Below are 18,882 nucleotides of genomic sequence, written 5' to 3'. Positions count from 1 at the left end.
TCTTGGGCAGCTTTTTTGTGGGAAACTATTAAGATTCATCATTTTTAGTGGATTGGCGTTCTTCGATACGATAAGGAAGAATAACCTGATTCTCATCAATCTCTTCTTTATTCATATATTTTGTCAGCAAACGCATAGATACGGCACCGATATCGTATAGTGGCAATGCCACAGACGATAACATTGGACGAGCCATGCGGGCAAGTTTTGAATTTTCATAGCTGATGATTTCAACTTCTTCCGGAATACTTTGCCCGCCTTCCTCCACCGCATGGATCACGCCGATTGCCATCTCATCATTATTGACGAAATAAGCAGTGGGTTTATGTGGTTTCAAGTCCAGCACTGCCTGCATTCCTTCATCATAAGAATTATTGCATTCGACTACCAGTTCCGGCTTAAAGGTGATGTCGGCATCTTCCAACGCCTCTCTATAACCCTTCATTTTGTAATCCCTGTTAATTTTAGAAGTCATTGGCCCTGAGATGAATGCGATGTTCAAATGCCCGTTTTCAATTAATTTTTTAACCGCTTCATAAGCCGCCTCAAAGTAATCAATATTTACGGAGGCAATTTTGCCGGTTTCCTCTATCGAGCCCGCGAGTACAATCGGAGTTGGTGACCGTTCCAATTCATGAAGCAGTACAGGAGTAATCATATCACTCATGAAAACTATGCCATCCACCTGTTTGCCAAGCATCGTTTCAAGAAGCTGTAATTCCTTGTTCTCGTTCTGGTCCGAGTTGGACAGGATGATATTGTAACGGTACATGGTTGCGATATCTTCTATTCCTCTTGCAAGCTCAGAATAGGTGCTGTTTGAAATATCCGGGATGATGACACCGACCGTAGTGGTCTTTTTGCTGGCGAGCCCGCGCGCCACTGCATTCGGACGATAGCCGAGCTCTTCAATCACTTTCAATACTTTTTTTCTTGTGGCCGGTTTGACGTTCTGGTTGCCGTTCACTACTCGTGAAACGGTTGCCATGGAAACGTTCGCTTCCCTTGCCACATCATAAATCGTTACGGTCATGTAAGCGCCCTCTTTCCCTTTTATACAATCATACGACAGTGAGTTTATGTATATCAACTAAATATGCAGAAATAATATAGATTAGCAGACGATATTCCGCAAAACAGCTTGCTAAGACCTTGGCCGAAGCTTGCGAGGTCAAGTCTTTGCGACGAAGCAGCGAAGCGATGCAACGGTTTTTCATGTCTCGAAGCTAGCGTAGCGATGCAGAGACAGGAGCATGCTTATTTAACCCTTTACGCCGAAGCGGTAACTAAATGATATTTAAATTATTCATTGAAAATAAAACAAAAGCCGGGGTTCTGCCCGGCTTTTTGGTGTTAAATTTTCATTTCGTATTGCTTCATGAACTTCATCAACGAATCGTAGTACTCGTCGAATTGTGGAAGGTTCATCTGTTGCTGTGCATCTGACAGGGCTACTGCAGGGTCCGGGTGGACTTCTGCCATAACGCCGTCTGCTCCGATGGCGATTGCTGCTTTTGCAGCCGGCAGCAATAGATCGCGGCGTCCTGTAGAATGCGTTACATCCACAAATACAGGCAAATGCGTTTCCTGTTTGAGAATCGGAACAGCTGAAATATCCAGTGTGTTGCGGGTCGCTTTTTCATACGTGCGGATTCCGCGTTCACAAAGAATGATTTGGCTGTTACCTGAAGCGATGATGTATTCGGCTGCATTGATGAATTCTTCAATCGTTGCAGACATCCCGCGTTTCAGCAGAACCGGTTTATTGATGCTGCCAACCGCTTTCAATAATTCGAAGTTCTGCATATTTCGTGCGCCGACCTGCACGACATCAACATAATCAAGTGCTTCTTCCAAATGATGCGGTGTAACGATTTCAGAAACCACTGCCAGGTTATATTGATCTGCAGCTTTTTTCAACATTTTTAGGCCTTCGAGACCCAATCCCTGAAAATCATATGGAGAAGTACGAGGTTTGTAAGCCCCGCCGCGGATCATCTTCAGCCCTTTGCCTCCGATAGCTTCTGCTACTGTAGTCACTTGTTCTTGGGATTCCACCGCGCATGGGCCGAAGATGAAGGAAGGTTCGCCCTGCCCGACCATTTCTCCATTGATATTGATAATTGTGTCTTCGGCTTTTTTCTTGCGGGATACGAGCAATGTTTTGCGCGTATCTTCTTCCTGCATATCCAAAGCAGATTTGAATATTTCCTTGAATATATGGTCAACCGTTTTTTGGTCTAATGGACCGTTATTATTATCTTTCAACAAATTCAGCATATGACGCTCACGAAGCGGATCATATCTGTTCATTCCTTGTTTTTCTTTAATTTTTCCGATCTCTTGAATCACGGAAGCTCTGTCGTTTATAAGGGACAGAATTTGCAGGTTAACTGCATCGACTTTTTCTCTCAGCTGTTCTAAATCAGTTTGGCTCATCCTAATTTCCCCTTTCGCAAATCACCTTTTATCGGTGATTCATCTTAACATGATAGGACCATTATATGCAAAGTATCCATTAATGTCACGAGAAAAGTTTTAGCGCTTCAACGCGCTAAAGTGTTTTTCACCTAAAAAGGCCGGAGCACTGGGCTCCGGCCTCTTGATTAAGCAATAAATTCTTGCATGGACTTGCTCTTAATTTTATTGTGAGACGCATGCCAATCCACTTGCATATTCGAAAAATGCATTAATTGGGGCGACTCATGTTTAATTTGTGTGATTTCTGCAATTTCCTGTGATAATTCCTTATCTTCCTGAACCACCAGGAACAGGAAAAGCTGGTTGGGGTGCAGGGAACAATACTCATTGTATTCGTTCCAGGCAGCTGCAGAAACCGGGCACGTACTGCTGTGTTTGAAAAGCCAGTAGCTTTGTGTACCTTCGACAGCTTTTTTAAGGCTGTCCAAATTCTGTACTCTTACTAGATTTTTCATTTTATCCGCTCCCAATTATTTTGTAGAGTTGTTTTTATTGCTGTTGGAATTGGAATTGTTTTTATTCGGGTTATTGCTTCCGGATGTGTTTTTGTTGCTCGGATTTCCAGACTTTTTTTTGTTGAAACTATCACCGGCATTCGAGTTTTTATTCGAACCGGTGTTATGTTTCACGTCATCTTTTGTTGTTGAACCAGTTGAATAACCCGATCCCGATTTACTTTCATCATTCACTTCTTCAACAGCTTCTTTTAAAGCATTGGCTGTGGACGTATATGCTTCATTGCCCGCTGTTTCCGTTTCTTTATTGGATTCATGGACAGTGTTTTCGATTGTCGCATGCATATCAATCGACTCTTCCCCTTCAGATGAAGCTGTGCCGTCATCCATTGGTGAAGAACCGCCTTTGACGCCTTTTACTTTATCAACAACTTTTGAGGATTGATCTTTAAGCTGTTGCTTAAAGCCGCCTTCGCTGTCAGATTCTGATTTGGAGCTTTGGCTCTTTTCCTTCAAAGAAGAAACTTGTGTATTCAGATCGCCGCGGAATTCTTTTCCTGATTTTGGCGCAAGGAATAAAGCTGCTGCAGCTCCAATGACCACGCCTACAAGTGCGCCGGCAAGAAAGCTGCCTGAGCCCGACTCTTCCTCATAATCGTACAAGTCGTCATAGCGGCTGGACATGCCGTAAGACTGCGGTACATAGTCACTTTGTTGATAGCTTTGCCCTGAAGTCGAATAGAAGTCTTTATTATATTGCGTGTCGTTATAATTCGGTTTTTGGTTATTGAAATCATTGTTTCCAGTCATTTTACATTCCTCCAGTTAATTATTGGTTTTTTTATCAGTATTGATCGTTATGCGGAAGCTGTTTCTGTCCCGGTACAGGCTGATAGGTTTCAGACTGCTGGCTGCTATAAGCTTTTCTCGCTTTCCATTTATCGCGGACTCCCATAGCCACATTGCTCCACTGCACAACCTGTGCAATTTTTTCTTCATTTTGTTCAGCCTGTGAAGCGATGGACATTGTAATGCGTCTTACAGAAGCATTCAAGTCAGTTACCGAATTGCCGACACCTTTAACAGCATCTACAACACCATTAAGTTTTTCGGTCTTCACCTGAATGTCTTCAGCAAGCTCGTTTGTTTTATGCAGCAGATTGGTTGTTTCCAACGTCACCCCCTGCAATTGGTTTTCAAGTCCGGCAACAGTGCCTGAAACTTCTTTTAATGTGTTTTTCAATGAATTCAATGTCATTGCCAAAGCTATGCATAGAATTAAAAATCCGACTGCAGCCACGATTGCGGCAATATAAAGCAGTATTTGCCAATCCATCATAATTCCTCCTTTTACATTCTGTTATATAGATTTCTACCCTCGTCGAACTGCAGCTAAACACAGTCCCTCTACATTAATTCTATAAAAGTTTACGAATAACCTGCAAAAAAAATAAAAACAGTCCAACCCGAAGGTCAGACTGTTTCCTCTGTTGCAAGCAGATTTTCAAATGCTTCTTTAAACTTGGTGACGTCTCCCGCTCCCATGAACAGAAATACACCATTTTTATGATCAGTAAGATTTGCCACGTCTTCCACTTGAATCAAGCGGCAATCCGGAATTTTCTCTTCCAGATCACTGATGGTCAATGTTCCGGCCTCTTCGCGTGCAGAACCGAAAATATCACAAAGATACACCTGGTCAGCTTCACTCAGGCAATCCGCAAATTCCTGCAGGAATGTCTGCGTCCGTGTAAATGTATGCGGCTGGAAAATCGCAATCACTTCACGGTCAGGAAATTTTTGCCGTGCAGATTGCAATGTTGCGCGAATTTCTGTCGGATGGTGTGCATAATCGTCGATCAGAATGCGGTCGCCTATGTCGGTTTGTGAAAATCTCCGCTTGACACCCTGGTATCCGCTGAATTGCTGTTGGATGGTGGCAGCCGGAATATTTTCATAATGGCAGAGCGAAATAACAGCAAGCGCATTTAAAATCGTATGGTCACCGAACATTGGAATCGTGAACGTATGGAAAAATTCATTGCGGATCACCACATCAAAAGTAGTTCCTTCTGTGGTTTTGATGACATTGCGTGCCTGGAAATCATTTTCTTCACCGAATCCATAATAAACCATTGGCACGGGTGACTGCAGTTGCTGCAGATGTTCATCATCCCCGCATGCGATAATGCATTTTTTCACTTGCTGTGCCATTTCTTCAAACGCCTTGAACACATCGTCTATGCCGGCAAAATAATCCGGATGGTCAAAATCGATGTTGGTCATGATTGCATAATCCGGATGATAGGCAAGGAAATGGCGGCGGTATTCACAGGCTTCAACAACGAAGAAATGTGAATCTTCAGCGCCATAGCCCGTGCCATCCCCAATGAGATAAGAAACTGGCTTATAACCGTTCAGTACATGTGCCATCAGACCGGTTGTTGAAGTTTTCCCGTGAGCGCCGGTTATCGCCACAGACACATATTGTTTCATCAGATCACCAAGAAATTCGTGATAACGGATGATGGTCGCGCCAACTTCCCGTGCACGCACAAGTTCCGGATGGTCATCATTAAAAGCATTTCCGGCAACAATTGTCATATTGGCATTGATATTTTCCGGATTGAAAGGAAGAATGGAAATACCTCTATCCCGCAGACGTTCCTCTGTAAAGAAATATTTGGCGATATCCGAGCCCTGCACTTCGTTGCCCATATCATGCATAATCTGAGCAAGCGGGCTCATTCCTGAGCCTTTTATGCCGGTAAAATGTAAAACTGTCATAAGTGAACCTCCTGTGGAAGTTGAAAGTAGTCTATTCCATCCCATTTGAAGTGGATAGCCGATTAGTTCAAACAATCATTCGATTATATCATATTTTTATTAAAATGCAATATTATCAATATTTTAAAATAATAAAACTTATTATTGGAAGACTTCGGAAATATCTTCTTCAGTAATCAGCACAGAGCGGGCTTTGCTGCCATTCTGCTCTGAAATAAACCCGTGTTCTTCAATGAGGTCCATTAGCCGCGCTGCACGGTTATAGCCGATATGAAACTTACGCTGCAGAAGGGAGGTCGAGGCGCTGCCCTGCTGCATAATAAAACGGCAGGCTTCTTCAAAAAGGTCATCCTGTTCTGCTCCGGAGCCATTCATTTTGATCAATTCTTCTTCTTTGAAGAAATATTCAGGTTCTCCCTGGCTGCGGACATGTGAAATAATTTTCTCAATTTCTTCATCCGTCACGAAAGTTCCCTGTATCCGGCTTGGTGCAGACATGCCATTGCCCAGATACAGCATATCCCCTCTTCCCAGTAAACGCTCCGCTCCCTGCGAATCCAGGATTGTACGGCTGTCCACTTGAGAAGAAACAGAAAAAGCGATGCGTGTCGGAATATTTGATTTGATCAAACCGGTGATGACATCCACAGATGGCCGCTGCGTAGCAATAACCAGATGGATCCCGCAGGCGCGTGCTTTTTGCGCGATCCGGCAAATTGCATCTTCGACATCGGAAGGCGACATCATCATCAGATCGGCCAGCTCATCAATGACGATCAGAATATAAGGCAGATGCTGTGCATGGTCAGCTTTTTCTTTGACCATCTTATTATAACGGCTGATATCGCGCACTCCCGTATGGGCAAACAGCTGATATCGCCGTTCCATTTCGGAAACCGCCCATTTCAGTGAAGCAGTGGCTGCCTTCACATCTGTAATTACCGGACTGACCAAATGCGGAATGTGATTATAAGGTGCCAATTCCACCATTTTCGGATCGATTAACAATAACTTAAGATCTTGAGGGGATGATTTGTACAGAAGACTGACGAGCAGTGAATTGATGCACACGGATTTACCGGAACCAGTCGCTCCGGCAATCAGACCGTGAGGCATATTCCGCAAATCAAGTGTTACCGGTTTTCCGGTCAAATCAAGTCCCAGTGCTGCTTCCAAAGGAGAATCCGAATCCTGGAATTGGGCACTGCCAATTACTTCAGAAATGCGCACAGCCCTTGAAGCCCTATTCGGAATTTCGATGCCGATTGAACTTTTACCCGGAATCGGGGCCTGGATTCGAATATCCTTTGCTGCCAGCGCCAATTTCAGGTCATCCGCTAAATTACGAATTTTGCTGACTTTGACGCCTTGTGCCACAGTCAACTCGAATTGTGTGACAGCCGGTCCCTGGACGATGCTATGAATTGTAGCCTTTATCTGGAAATGGGAAAGTGCTTCTATCAGCCGCTCCCCCTGCTCTTCCATCCACGCCTCATCTTTCCGGTCATTTTCCGGCGCTTGCAGAAAACTACTGTGCGGATATTCATACGCTGCCACAGGGGCTGTTTCAACGGATTCCGAACAACCTGATTCGTCCATTGCTTCTATAACAGGAGATTCTCCTGCCGATTCTGTTTCTGCAAAAACTTTCGGTTCCGGTTTAATTTCCGGCTTTTCAATTGGGGGAACCTTCGTTTGTTCCTTTGGTGCCATAGCGTTAAGCTTTTTGAATTTCTCTTTATCCGATTTCAGCATCAGCACATTAAAAGGCACAGTTTTTTCTTTTTTCTTTACTGCATCGACACTGACAGCCTGCTGTAAGGCAGCAGGTTCTGAAGTTTTTTCGCTATGTACCACCTGTTCATCCAATGAAATATCCGCAGTCGGTTCTTCTGCAGGTTCAGCGGCTGTCTCTTGTGCAGGAAGCTCCTCCGGTTGTTCTGAATCTGCTGGAGGTACGGCCTTTTCTTCCATGGCTTCTTTTTCTGGCTCTGACATCAATTGTCCGGGTGCCGCAGCATTTCCCGTTTCTTCATTATCCGGTTCCAAAACCTCTTTTTCCACCATTGTTTGCGGCAGAATCGCCTGTTGAAAGTCCTCTTTCAATTCTTTTTGTTCAAGAAGAATTTCAATCGGTTCCGGTTTTCTTTCGTTGAACCCGTGGATTGGCGATGGAATCCTGGTCGGTTCAAAGCGCCGCCGAATGGGTTCAGCTTTGTTGATTTCCTGTTTTGGTTCAGGAGATTGGGGCTGCCATTGCGCAGGTTGGCGCGGGGCACTTACCGGTTCCGGCCGAATTTCCCTTCGGGCAGGTTGCGGCGCCGTTTGTGATGGCCGGCGCATTAATTCTTCCCTGACTTCAGCCATCGTAATTTTTTCGCCACTTTGCTCTTTTTTCAGAAAGACTTCCCTTTCCTCATCGGTGATCAATGGAAAACGAAAAGGCACATGCGCGCTCTTCTGCTCGACAGGAGCTGTGTATTGCTGTTCAACTTCTTCCTCGACTTCATCGGCAAACATACGGTTCCATATTTTTTTAACCCAGCTCATAACAAGTCACGCCTTTACTTCAAATGGGGATCCGATTTCATTGTCATCTTCCAAAACCAATATTCCTTTTTCCTGTGGTGCATCCGGCAGGGCCAATTCTTTGGCAGAACAAATCATGCCGCTTGACGCTACGCCTCTAAGTTCTGCATCTTTGATAAGCATTCCTGAAGGCATTACGGCGCCCGCTTTAGCGACAACCACTTTTTGTCCCGCTGCCACATTGGGTGCTCCACAAACTATCTGCAGTTTTTCAGTTCCGACTGCTACTTGGCAAACATTCAATTTATCGGCATTCGGATGTTTTTCCATCGTTTCTACATAACCGACTACAAACTTAGGAGACAAGTCGACTTCAAGTAAAAATTCAACACTGTTCTTTTCCAGCGCATTCTGCAATTCGGTAACCAGTTGTTCTGACACATCAATCGTTCCAGTCTCAGGGAAGCTGATGTATTGTGAAGCATTGAAAAGGTTGAAGCCAGCGATTGCCTCTTTACCGTCTTTGATCAGCGTAATGTCTCCGCTGATCTCCGTCTGGATTTTCTCAGGCGTTTCTGTTTGCAGCTGAACGAGCAATACGTCGCCGATTCCTTGTTTATTATAAAATGCATTCATTTCTTATCGTTCTCCTCTTCGGGTCTATTTTTTGCCAGGATGAAGATCGGCTCCAATTCGTCGTTTTCGTATACAAATGACAGTGACGTGATCGGCACCTTGCCATTTGTGAAGAAATGCATCGCCATCTGCGCGAGCACATCATAGCCTGACTCATTGCGGATATCGCCGATGATCATTACATCCTGATGCGGGACGGACACCGTCATGTCTCCGGTAATTTTCTTTTTCATATCTTTCAGAAACGTCTCATTTAAAATTCGCGATGCGTCATAACCATCATTTTCATTGAGGAAATAAAACACGTTTCCAGCAACGTGGTCTTCCTTGACTGCAGTTTTCAGCTTCTTGACCTGGAATCTTGCGAGTTCCTTGAGCTGGTCTTCTGTCAGACTTAATGAATTTAACACATTTTCATCAATTAAGCGATAGGCTGCCCCAGTATCGAGCGCATAAAAAATCCGGGTTTCCGCTGTATGGTCCGATGTGATAAAACGGTTCCCCTCATTGGATACCACTGGAAAAGAAGTCGAGCGGATGACCGGATAAATATGTTCTCCTCCCGGGAGGTCCCCTTCGGCCTCGCGCTCCATCGCTTTGAACGTCTCATTGATCGTGTAGATTATTTCGTTCACAGCTTCTTCGCCTTTTGTTTCATAACGGCTTGTGATTTTCGGCAAATCGAGCGTCAGGCCCTTCCCGATTTTTAAATGATGGATATTCGCTGTATTTTTTTCGCGATCGTAGCGCCATTCCAAATCCCGGCTCGGCAATCGTTCTCTTAAAAGATTCACCAATTGTGTGGAGTTCATATTGATCTTCCTCTCTGTCAAAAATAAACGGTTCGACCTTCTCAGGCGAACCGTCGGTATATTATGATTGCAATCCGGCAATAAAACCTTCAATTTCTTCCTGGGTTTTCCTGTCGCGGCTGACGAACCGGCCCAATTCCTGTCCTTTGCTGAAAGCTAGGAAGCTCGGAATGCCATATACATCAAGCTCGATGCAAAGGTCGATGAATTCATCCCGGTCCACTGACAGGAAATTGTAATTTGAAAAAGTTTGTTCTACATCCGGCATGATCGGGTCAATGACTCGGCAATCCGGGCACCAGCCGGCTGTAAACATGAAAATTGTGCCCTGTCCTTCTTTGTGTTCATTGAATTGTTCGATGGATTCAAGTTTCTTCATAAATTATTCACCTCAATTTTCTTCGATGGAACGCACGGTATTCATCATCCATGCCATATTCCCTGGAACATCCGACTCTTCGGAAATGGTGGTCATTTTAACGCCGCCTGCACTGACGACCACTTCAAAACGGTCTTCCGCTATGGATCTTAGCGTCGCGAAACCGAAACGGCCATTTTGTTCGAAGGTCTCATCTGCAGTCCATTCCTGTTCTTCATTCGCTTTTTGAAGATCGTAGAAGAATTTACTGTCTGGAGCTTCATTGGGATTGATGAACAGCACATAGGAATCGCTGCCCTTAGTCAAAATAATATTGTTTTCATCAGAAGGTTCTTCGATATCGTACCCCCCAGGCAGATAAAGTTCTGTCTCTCCGGCGGTTTCATTGGTTTCCGGCGGCTCTTCTTCAAAAGCCAGGCGGGTTTCAGAAAGCCCTTCCGCCAATCGTTCTTCAGGAGTTCCCATGCATCCGGCCAATAACAATGCGGACAACACAGTTCCTGTAATAAAAGCTGACCGTCTCACGTGTCTTCCTCCCCTGCTTTGCTGATTCCTATTTTAAAGATGTTTCCATTCACATGCAACTCAACCGCTGTCCAGCTGGTATTGTCCGACGAGAAGCTTCACAATATGGCCGAACATATCTCCGCGGTTCACCAAACCGCCTGTCAAAATTCCGATGGCCCCTTTATGGTGCCGGATGCCGGTTTCATTTGCATAATGATCCATGACCGGTCCGAGTTCAAAGCCGTTTTTCAACTCGCGCGCGATTTCTTCCGGCAATGGAATTTGTGCGCCGCCCGCTGTATAGAGTTTTCCGCCGGAACCGGCCATCGCCCCCCAATTGCACAAATACATCGAGCCTTCGAGTTCGAAGACACCGCCTTCCAGGCCAATAGCCAGATCAAATCCTTTTGAGAGTGCAGCTGAAGCTCTGTTAACAGCCCCCTGTCTGGTCTCTTCTATTGAAAAAGGTTGTGAGGCGACGCCTGATTCTGTTTCTGTTGAGATTATTTCAGCTTCTATCCCGAGCTCACTGAAGCATTCCGTGACCGCCCTGATTTTCGCAGGGTTTTGGGATGCTACGGCAATTTTTAAACTGTTCATCATTTTTCCCCCCGATAAAAAAAAGTGCCCGAGGGCACCTTTTTACATTTTATACATTATTTTTAATTGTTTCCACGGTTGTGCGGTCAGCCGATTTGACCAGCTTCACCAATAGCTCCTTCGCAGCTGCATAATCATCCGTATGGATAATCGATGAAGAAGTATGGATATAGCGGGAACAGATTCCGATTACGGAACTTGGCACACCTTCGTTTGCCTGATGCACGCGTCCGGCGTCCGTACCGCCTTGTGAAATGAAATACTGGTAAGGAATATTGTTCGATTCCGCTGTATCAAGAACGAATTCACGCATGCCACGGTGAGTGACCATGCTCTTATCCAGGATGCGCAGAAGCGTTCCCTTGCCCAATTGGCCAAATTCGTTTTTATTGCCATCAGCGTCATTCGCAGGACTTGCGTCAAGCGCAAAGAAAATATCGGGGTTGATCATCGTGGCAGCCGTCGATGCACCACGCAGTCCGATTTCTTCCATCACCGTCGCGCCGGAAAACAGCTCGTTCGGCAATTTTTCATCTTTCAATTCCCGCAGTAATTCAACTGCCAAACCGCAGCCGTATCGGTTATCCCATGCTTTCGCCATAATTTTTTTGTCATTGGCCATTGGTGTAAATGGGCTGTAAGGAATGATTTGCTGCCCCGGCCGAACGCCGAACGACAATGCATCGTCACGGTCATCCGCGCCGATATCGATGAGCATATTTTTAATTTCCATCGGTTTGCTGCGCATTTCTTCACTTAACAGATGTGGAGGGATTGAACCGATCACCCCTGGAATCGCTTTGTCACCGACCATGATTTCCACCCGTGTCGCCAGCATTACCTGGTTCCACCAGCCGCCAAGCGGTTGAAAGCGGATCATGCCATTGTCCGTAATTTGTGTCACCATAAATCCGACTTCGTCCATATGGCCGGCGACCATGATGCGGGGTCCGTCCCCTTCGCCGTGCTTAACGCCGAAAATACTGCCCAGATTGTCCTGAATCAGTTCATCTGAAACCTTGCCTAATTCTTTTTTCATGAATTTGCGGACAGCATGCTCGTTGGCAGGGGCTCCAGGCAACTCTGTTAAGGTCTTGAATAATTCTCTTGTTTCACTATTCATAATTCAACTTCCTCCTAAAATAAAATGCCTTCATTCAGTTTAGTTCTTTTTTCAGTTTATTTCCACTTTTTTATTTCGATAACCGAAAGACAGGAATTACAGGGGCTGTTATCATTTCTCGTTTATTTATAAATTATGGTACAATTTAGCCAGCAAGTATAGGAGGGATTTCATTGAAAAATCGTGATTTACTAATCGGCTTTGCCACAGGTGTGGCTGCAACGTTTGTCGTCAAAGAAATGGTGGACCGCAGCCAGAAGCTTTACCCGGCAGATGAAGTACTGAAGCAAGTGAAGAATTCATTTAAAGAAGAAGGTCCGATTGACGGCTCATGGATCTATATGAAAACAGAACCTTATACACAGCACGCAATTACGACCGACGTCTACAAAGGCGGCATCACACGCCACCGCGACGATGAACTAGAGCAATTTGAATTCATGGCAGACGCTTTTACTGGTGCGGTTGTGGAAGTTTCAAAAATCTAGTAGCAAAATCAATACATCTAACCTGCAGACAAGCGTAAATTATTTCGCTTGCCTGTTTTTTTTGTGCGTTTTGCATGGAAATATTATGGGTTTCGAGATGGTCGCTCTTGGGGTGCGGCTTGATTGGTCCCGGGTGCGGGTTAAACCTTCTGAGGTGCGGCTTGAGAGATCTGGGGTGCGGTTTAACTCATATGGGGTGCGGCTAGAATTTGTCAGCCATGATGATTTCCATTATTTTCTATTTTTTTATCTTTAGTTGCGGTTATTCCCGATTTAGTTGCGGTTATGGGTCATTTAGTTGCGGTTATGGACCAATTAGTTGCGGTTATCTACCATTTAGTTGCGGTTAGTATTATCCATGCATAAAAAAAGACACCGCTAAAGCGGTGCCTCCTTCAAAATCAGCTATTCTTCTCTTTATACTTCAGCGATTCCACAATCTCTTTGCCGTCCTTGCTCCATTTCAGCAAACGGTAATAGGCGTCGTGATAGAACGAGAAATAATAGCCCTTCTCCAGAGCTTCTTTCATCAGCCGTTCTTTCGCATAGATCGAATCCATCGGGTAATCGTCATAAGCCAACACCCATAACGGGTTCTGGTGGGCATGGGTCGGCATGATGTCGCCCATATGGAGAATCGTTTCCCCTCCACTTTCCAGTTTGATGACTGCGTGGCCATTTGAATGGCCGCCCGTGTGAATCATCGTAATGGCACCAAACAGTGTCAGCTCATTTTCAAATGTTTCCACCTGGTTCCGGATTGGCTCCCAATTCTCTTTCCAGTAAGTGTTGCGGGAGCGGATATTCGGATGCTGCATTTCATCCCACTCTATAGACGACACATAAATTTTCGCATTCGGAAAAGCGGAAACGTATTCCTCACCCTGTTTTGAAGTCAATCCTGCCGCGTGGTCTCCATGCAGATGCGTCATCAGCACCGTGTCGATGTCCCCCGCAGAAAGCCCAAGCTCCGCAAGTTCATTATCCAATGAAGATTGAGAAGTTACTCCAAGATTGCGAATTTGCCGCTCGGATAATTTTCCGTCGCCAAGTCCGCTGTCAACTAAAATATTATGGCCGTCAAATTGAATGAGGATCGGATGAGTCGGCAATTCGATATTATTCTTTTCATCCACCGCGTACTTTTTCGACCACACCACTTTTGGAACAACGCCAAACATTGTGCCCCCGTCCAGATTCGTTGTGCCGCCGTCGAGCCAGGTCAAAGTCATTTCGTGAAAATCAAATTTCTCCATCATCCCATCCCCTTCTACTGTAGCTTAAGAATTATATTGCGCTTCCATCCGGTAAATCGGCTGTCCTTTTTTCATGAATTTCTCTTCGTACTCGGTCATAATGTTCCATTCCGGTTCATTGGCATGCAGATCTAAGGACACGTCTTTCAACAGCATGCCGTAATCGGAAATGCTCGTCAGTGAATACTCGAACAGTCCGCGGTTGTCCGTCTTGAAATGGATTTCCCCATTTTTCGGCAGCACCGTTTCATACAAACTTAAAAATGATTCGTGCGTCAGCCGGCGTTTTGCGTGACGCGTTTTCGGCCACGGATCGGAAAAGTTCAGGTACATGCGGTCAACTTCATTCTTTTCAAAAAAGCTTTCCATTTCCTGTGCATTCACGCGCAAGAGCCGGAGATTCGGAATGCCGCCTTCTGTTTCCAGTACCGTTTGAAGTGCCGTGATGATCACACTGTCGAATAATTCAATGCCAATATAATTAATATCGGGATTGGCCTGTGCCATTCCCGTAATGAACCGGCCTTTGCCGGAACCCGCTTCGATGTGCAGAGGATTGGCATTGCCGAACTCCTCCTGCCATCTGCCTTTCAATTTCTCGGGTTCGGGAATCACAATTCCCGGATGGGCTTCGATCAGTTCCGCTGCCCATGGTTTATATCTTGCTCTCATTTCTTGTTCCTCTTTCCATCATTTATTTACAGAATACCATTCGTTCTTGCTGACATAATACGGGATACTGCGATTTCCGGGAGTTCTTCCGGCGCTGTCACCGTCCACATGGCGGTAAACAGCCCGGTCTGCCGCCAATGAAAACTTTTTGCCTTGGAGCTGGTGGACTTCTTTGAATCTCAAATGCTTCCCGCTGAATACCGTACCAAAAACAAGCAGCAGTTTCAATCGGGAAAGTCGGTTGACGACCGTCAGCTCAAGGATGCCGTCGTCCGCTACTGAATGCGGCGAAATTTTCATGCCGCCGCCAAAATACGGTTGATTGTTGACAGTGGCGAACCAGACTTTATCATAATGGACCGTTTCCCCCTCAAGCTCGACAGTAAGGCAAAACAGACGGAACCTCAGCAAAGTGATGACCACGTATAAGAAATACACAAGTTTGCCCATGCCGATCCTATTGAGCCATCGCTTGATCCTGGATCGATTGACCATTACCGAAATTTCTGCGTCAAATCCGATGCCTGAGCTGCTGACAAAATGATGGGTCTTATCGTCAACAAATTCACCCAAATCTTTTCTGGTGCTTTCCGGGTTTGCCAAAAAGGTAGCAATTTCCCCGGCATCCGCAAAAGAATGGAAGCCCCGCCCAAAATCATTGCCGGATCCCGCCGCAATGGAGCCCACAATTAACTGCGGCGCACCGGCAGCGCCGTCAATCACTTCCCGCAGCGTGCCGTCACCACCAAAGCCGACTACCAACACCGGATCGGGAGAATTATGCAATTCCCTCACCAGTTCAGTGGCATGTCCGCTATAACGGCTGACCGCCAGTTCATAAGGAAAGTGGATTGTTTCTTTGAACTTCTGCCACTTCTTCATCGAATTGCCGTTTCCGGCCACCGGATTTATTACAAAAATTGTTCTCATCTGACCTCGCCCATTGGCGCAATTATACGCCATCCTTCAACTTATAAGTTTTTATTGCAACATAACGGGGGGTACTGCCAGGCTCAATCCGGAACAAACAGAATTCCGTCACCCCGAATCGTTCAGGTTCAAGTGCCGGAATTTCGGTCCATGCTTCTTTTGCTGTCCATTTATTGGCGAGCGTGATGTGGGGCACAAAAGGTTTGTTATCCGGGCTCCAACGAAATCCGCTGAGCGCTTGTTTGATCTTCTTTTGCAATTCATTCAATAAAACATTTTCTTCGATTGCTGCATATACCACTCGCGGCCGCTCCGGTTTACCGAAATAACCTGTGCCGGTTATTGTCACATCAAAGGGAGCTTGCTCCACTTGCTCCAATGCATCTGCAGCAGCATCAATCTCTCCCTGTGGGTCCCCGCCGATGAACACCAAAGTAATATGCAGATCTTCTGCAACCGGAATGCGTTTATGGCTCAACAGACCCCAGGAATTCCTCTGTTCGGCCAGGGATCGCGAAGTCTGCAAAGGGACTTTTATTCCAATAAAATAATGATTCTCCATTGTCATCACCTTTAATCAGTTTACCATTTTTAATCTTGCAAAAAAACAGCATTCAGCGTTTGCCGAATACTGTTTTCATTCTTTGCAGACTAAATTTGTACACCCAAATTCAATCTTGCCTCGAAAGCTTTCTGAAGTTTTTCAGTCAGAGCACCACGTGTGCCATCCCCAATTTTGGAACCATCAATATCAATAAGAGGAATAATTTCTGCTGTCGTCGAGGACATGAAGAACTCATCCATTTGGAGCGCCTGGTCTTTGGTCATCGGTGTTTGCTGGACATTAATCCCCAGTTCCGCACAAAGTTCCAAAATAGTTCTTCTCGTGATGCCATCCAAAATCAGGTTTGTGGCAGGATGTGTGTAAAGCACATTTTCTTTGATACCATACATATTGGAAGATGAACCTTCCGTTATCATTTCGCTGCGGTGCAGCACAGCCTCAAAACAGCCACTTTCATGCGCTTCCTGTTTTGCCATTACATTGCCCAACAAGTTGAGGCTTTTGATATCACACCTGAGCCAGCGCATATCTTCGATAAATTTCGCGCGCACCCCGTTACGCATCAATTCCAGAGGTCGCTCAACCGTTTTGGTGTACCCGACAACGACCGGTGTGCTGTCTGCCGGAAATTGATGCTGACGCACATATGATCCGCGGGTAATCTGGACATATACCTGGCCGTTATTGATTTCATTTTTCTCTACCAGGTCGTACATCAATTTGTGAAACACGTCTTTGGTATAAGGGACGACAATTTTCACTTTTTCGGCACTGTCATAGAATCGGTCGATATGCTCTTTCGCCGTATAGAGATCTCCTCCATAAACACGGATCACTTCGTAAATCCCGTCACCGAATTGATAGCCACGGTCCTCTTTTGATATCGTCAGCTTATCTTCCTGAATAAACTCATCGTTGTGCAAAATCCATTCCATGTCCATTCCTTCTTTCTCTCCAGTTGATAGTTTTTCAGTCATCATTGTATGAAATAAATTATTTATTTTTTTAATCGCAAGCCAACTGACTGATTGCTTCAGCATAAATCGCCGTCGCCTTCACCAGATTCTTAATGTCCACAAATTCATCAAGCTGGTGGGCGACATCCTTTTCGCCCGGGAACAGCATGCCGAATGCAACTCCTTTGTCCATCACCCTGGCATACGTGCCGCCGCCGATGGCCAGCAATTCCGCTTTTTCGCCGGTCTGCTTTTCATAGGCATTCTGCAGCGTCTTTATGAATGGATCGTTTTCATCCACATAATGAGGTTTGGAATTGGAATGTACGTTCACGGAAAAGCCTTCCGCTTGTATCTCTTCCATCACTTCATCAAAAGGGCACGAAATCGAATAGCGCATACTGACCTCGACCGTTCCGCCCTTAGCTTTTTCAAAACGCATAATTCCGGCATTGAAAGTCGTGTCCCCTGAAGCTTCGTCCGTAAACGCCAGATTCAACGACTTGCCACGCGTATCTCCGTAAAATTTCTCTGCAATAAACTCCGTGAAAACCTGTCCGTCACCCGTCAGATGGTCTTTGAGGAATAAAGAGAGCATCACTCCTGCATTGATGCCGTCATCCGGTTCCATTGCATGAGCCGCTTTTCCCTGAACGGTTAATTTAACCCGGCCATCTTCCTCGACAGCAGAAAATCCTACATTATATTTAGAGGTGAACTTTTCAAATTCATTTTTCCAGTCTGCCAAACGTCCTTCAAGTTCCGCTTCTGCGAAATCAGGGACCATATTGGTGCGCTCACCTGATTTGAAAGTGAGCAATTGATCTTCCCTGCCGGTATATGACTGTGAAAATACCAGAGCAGCTATGCCTTTTTCCGCATTAATGATCGGAAAATCTGCATCCGGCGCAAAAGCGATCGTCGGCATTTCTTCTTTTTGAAAATAATTCTCGACACAACGGAAACCACTTTCTTCATCGGTGCCGATGATCAGTCTTACGCGTTTATTGAATTTGAAGCCTGCATCTTTCACCATGTTCAAAGCCGTCCAGGCAGCGATTGTCGGCCCTTTATCATCAATTGCACCTCGGCCGAATAATTTTCCGTCTTCAATGACACCGCCAAAAGGGTTTTTTGTCCAACCGTCTCCGGTCGGCACCACATCGACATGGCCCAATATGCCAAGAAGTTCATCGCCTTCACCGATTTCCAGATGTCCGGCGATATTATCCACATTTTTTACCTGGTAGCCACTTTCACGGCCTTTCTCCAAAAACCAGTCCAATGCCCTTTTTACTTCCTTGCCAAAAGGGGCATCCGGTGTTGCGTCTGTATTCAACACACTTGGAATCGCAATAAGTTCCTGTAATTCCTTCAGCATATTTTCCTGTCTTTTTTCCGCTTCCAGCTGCCAGTCCATATATACACCCCTCTTATATTACAACTATTGTACACCTTTTAAGAATTTTTTAAAGAAATACCGGCTATTTTCTGATAAATTATCAGCCACATACTTTGTAAAATATATGTAAATTTAAGTAAATTAAATTATAAACATGGATATTAAAACATATTTTCGATATAATTAAATTGTCAGATAAATTGAACTGGCAGATAATTTTTAGGGGGATGTCTAAACACTCACAAAAACCGGCTGGGTAAACCCCGGCATCTCGTCCGCTAGTCTTTGCCAATGGGAAAAAAGA

Annotated in this window: 20 protein-coding genes; 1 reads left to right on the top strand and 19 read right to left on the bottom strand. The window is 45.2% G+C overall.

Annotated features, from left to right (window positions below; all coding sequences use genetic code 11):
• Window positions 1-28: 28 nt before the first annotated feature.
• The 13 genes from ccpA to ACFQ1X_RS02830 all read right to left on the bottom strand — a co-directional run bounded on the left by ccpA (window position 29) and on the right by ACFQ1X_RS02830 (window position 12,309).
• The gene (gene ccpA, locus ACFQ1X_RS02890) at window positions 29-1,033 is read right to left on the bottom strand and encodes a catabolite control protein A (protein WP_144838759.1); all 1,005 of its coding nucleotides are present in this window, start codon (window positions 1,031-1,033) and stop codon (window positions 29-31) included.
• 320 nt (window positions 1,034-1,353) lie between these two features.
• A complete protein-coding gene (locus ACFQ1X_RS02885) occupies window positions 1,354-2,439 on the bottom strand; it encodes a bifunctional 3-deoxy-7-phosphoheptulonate synthase/chorismate mutase (RefSeq protein WP_144838757.1) in 1,086 nt (361 codons plus the stop codon).
• 167 nt (window positions 2,440-2,606) lie between these two features.
• Window positions 2,607-2,936 (bottom strand): bacillithiol system redox-active protein YtxJ, encoded by a 330-nt coding sequence (ytxJ, locus tag ACFQ1X_RS02880; protein WP_144838754.1) that lies wholly within the window; start codon window positions 2,934-2,936, stop codon window positions 2,607-2,609.
• 15 nt (window positions 2,937-2,951) lie between these two features.
• Window positions 2,952-3,746, bottom strand: a complete 795-nt coding sequence (locus tag ACFQ1X_RS02875) for a YtxH domain-containing protein (protein ID WP_144838752.1) — start codon at window positions 3,744-3,746, stop codon at window positions 2,952-2,954.
• Window positions 3,747-3,780: 34 nt separating this feature from the next.
• Entirely contained in the window at window positions 3,781-4,272 is a 492-nt protein-coding gene (locus ACFQ1X_RS02870) for a DUF948 domain-containing protein (protein WP_144838750.1), read from the bottom strand.
• A 137-nt stretch (window positions 4,273-4,409) separates the two neighbouring features.
• Window positions 4,410-5,723, bottom strand: coding sequence for a UDP-N-acetylmuramate--L-alanine ligase (murC, locus tag ACFQ1X_RS02865; protein WP_144838748.1), 1,314 nt, complete (start codon window positions 5,721-5,723; stop codon window positions 4,410-4,412).
• A 141-nt stretch (window positions 5,724-5,864) separates the two neighbouring features.
• Window positions 5,865-8,273, bottom strand: a complete 2,409-nt coding sequence (locus ACFQ1X_RS02860; protein ID WP_144838746.1) for a DNA translocase FtsK — start codon at window positions 8,271-8,273, stop codon at window positions 5,865-5,867.
• 6 nt (window positions 8,274-8,279) lie between these two features.
• Window positions 8,280-8,888 (bottom strand): YtpR family tRNA-binding protein, encoded by a 609-nt coding sequence (gene ytpR, locus ACFQ1X_RS02855; protein WP_144838743.1) that lies wholly within the window; start codon window positions 8,886-8,888, stop codon window positions 8,280-8,282.
• Complete coding sequence (locus ACFQ1X_RS02850) at window positions 8,885-9,700, bottom strand: DUF1444 family protein (RefSeq protein ID WP_144838741.1); 816 nt, start codon at window positions 9,698-9,700, stop codon at window positions 8,885-8,887. Before ACFQ1X_RS02850 ends, ytpR begins: the two co-directional genes overlap by 4 nt.
• Window positions 9,701-9,761: 61 nt before the next feature.
• Window positions 9,762-10,079, bottom strand: a complete 318-nt coding sequence (locus ACFQ1X_RS02845) for a thioredoxin family protein (RefSeq protein ID WP_144838739.1) — start codon at window positions 10,077-10,079, stop codon at window positions 9,762-9,764.
• A gap of 12 nt (window positions 10,080-10,091) precedes the next feature.
• Window positions 10,092-10,604, bottom strand: coding sequence for a hypothetical protein (locus tag ACFQ1X_RS02840; RefSeq protein ID WP_379081275.1), 513 nt, complete (start codon window positions 10,602-10,604; stop codon window positions 10,092-10,094).
• Window positions 10,605-10,664: 60 nt separating this feature from the next.
• On the bottom strand, window positions 10,665-11,186 hold the full coding sequence (locus ACFQ1X_RS02835; RefSeq protein ID WP_144838737.1) for a DUF84 family protein: 522 nt from the start codon (window positions 11,184-11,186) through the stop codon (window positions 10,665-10,667).
• A gap of 49 nt (window positions 11,187-11,235) precedes the next feature.
• On the bottom strand, window positions 11,236-12,309 hold the full coding sequence (locus ACFQ1X_RS02830) for a M42 family metallopeptidase (protein WP_144838735.1): 1,074 nt from the start codon (window positions 12,307-12,309) through the stop codon (window positions 11,236-11,238).
• Between the two features lie 173 nt (window positions 12,310-12,482).
• On the opposite strand from ACFQ1X_RS02830, the gene ACFQ1X_RS02825 reads away from it, so the two are divergent.
• On the top strand, window positions 12,483-12,797 hold the full coding sequence (locus ACFQ1X_RS02825; RefSeq protein ID WP_144838733.1) for a hypothetical protein: 315 nt from the start codon (window positions 12,483-12,485) through the stop codon (window positions 12,795-12,797).
• 401 nt (window positions 12,798-13,198) lie between these two features.
• Here ACFQ1X_RS02825 and ACFQ1X_RS02820 read toward each other — a convergent pair whose 3' ends face one another.
• The 6 genes from ACFQ1X_RS02820 to pepV all read right to left on the bottom strand — a co-directional run bounded on the left by ACFQ1X_RS02820 (window position 13,199) and on the right by pepV (window position 18,596).
• A complete protein-coding gene (locus tag ACFQ1X_RS02820) occupies window positions 13,199-14,053 on the bottom strand; it encodes a YtnP family quorum-quenching lactonase (protein WP_144838980.1) in 855 nt (284 codons plus the stop codon).
• Window positions 14,054-14,077: 24 nt separating this feature from the next.
• Window positions 14,078-14,725: a tRNA (guanosine(46)-N7)-methyltransferase TrmB gene (gene trmB, locus ACFQ1X_RS02815; protein ID WP_144838731.1), complete on the bottom strand. Its 648-nt coding sequence runs from the start codon at window positions 14,723-14,725 to the stop codon at window positions 14,078-14,080.
• 18 nt (window positions 14,726-14,743) lie between these two features.
• Window positions 14,744-15,655: a diacylglycerol/lipid kinase family protein gene (locus tag ACFQ1X_RS02810; protein ID WP_144838729.1), complete on the bottom strand. Its 912-nt coding sequence runs from the start codon at window positions 15,653-15,655 to the stop codon at window positions 14,744-14,746.
• 22 nt (window positions 15,656-15,677) lie between these two features.
• Complete coding sequence (thpR, locus tag ACFQ1X_RS02805; RefSeq protein ID WP_379081270.1) at window positions 15,678-16,217, bottom strand: RNA 2',3'-cyclic phosphodiesterase; 540 nt, start codon at window positions 16,215-16,217, stop codon at window positions 15,678-15,680.
• Window positions 16,218-16,306: 89 nt separating this feature from the next.
• Complete coding sequence (gene dat, locus ACFQ1X_RS02800; RefSeq protein ID WP_144838978.1) at window positions 16,307-17,155, bottom strand: D-amino-acid transaminase; 849 nt, start codon at window positions 17,153-17,155, stop codon at window positions 16,307-16,309.
• A 70-nt stretch (window positions 17,156-17,225) separates the two neighbouring features.
• Window positions 17,226-18,596 (bottom strand): dipeptidase PepV, encoded by a 1,371-nt coding sequence (pepV, locus tag ACFQ1X_RS02795; RefSeq protein ID WP_144838725.1) that lies wholly within the window; start codon window positions 18,594-18,596, stop codon window positions 17,226-17,228.
• Window positions 18,597-18,882: the final 286 nt, after the last annotated feature.

The sequence above is a fragment of the Metaplanococcus flavidus genome (assembly GCF_042675885.1).
GTDB lineage: Bacteria > Bacillota > Bacilli > Bacillales_A > Planococcaceae > Planococcus > Planococcus flavidus.
This window is presented reverse-complemented; position numbering and strand designations above follow the sequence as displayed.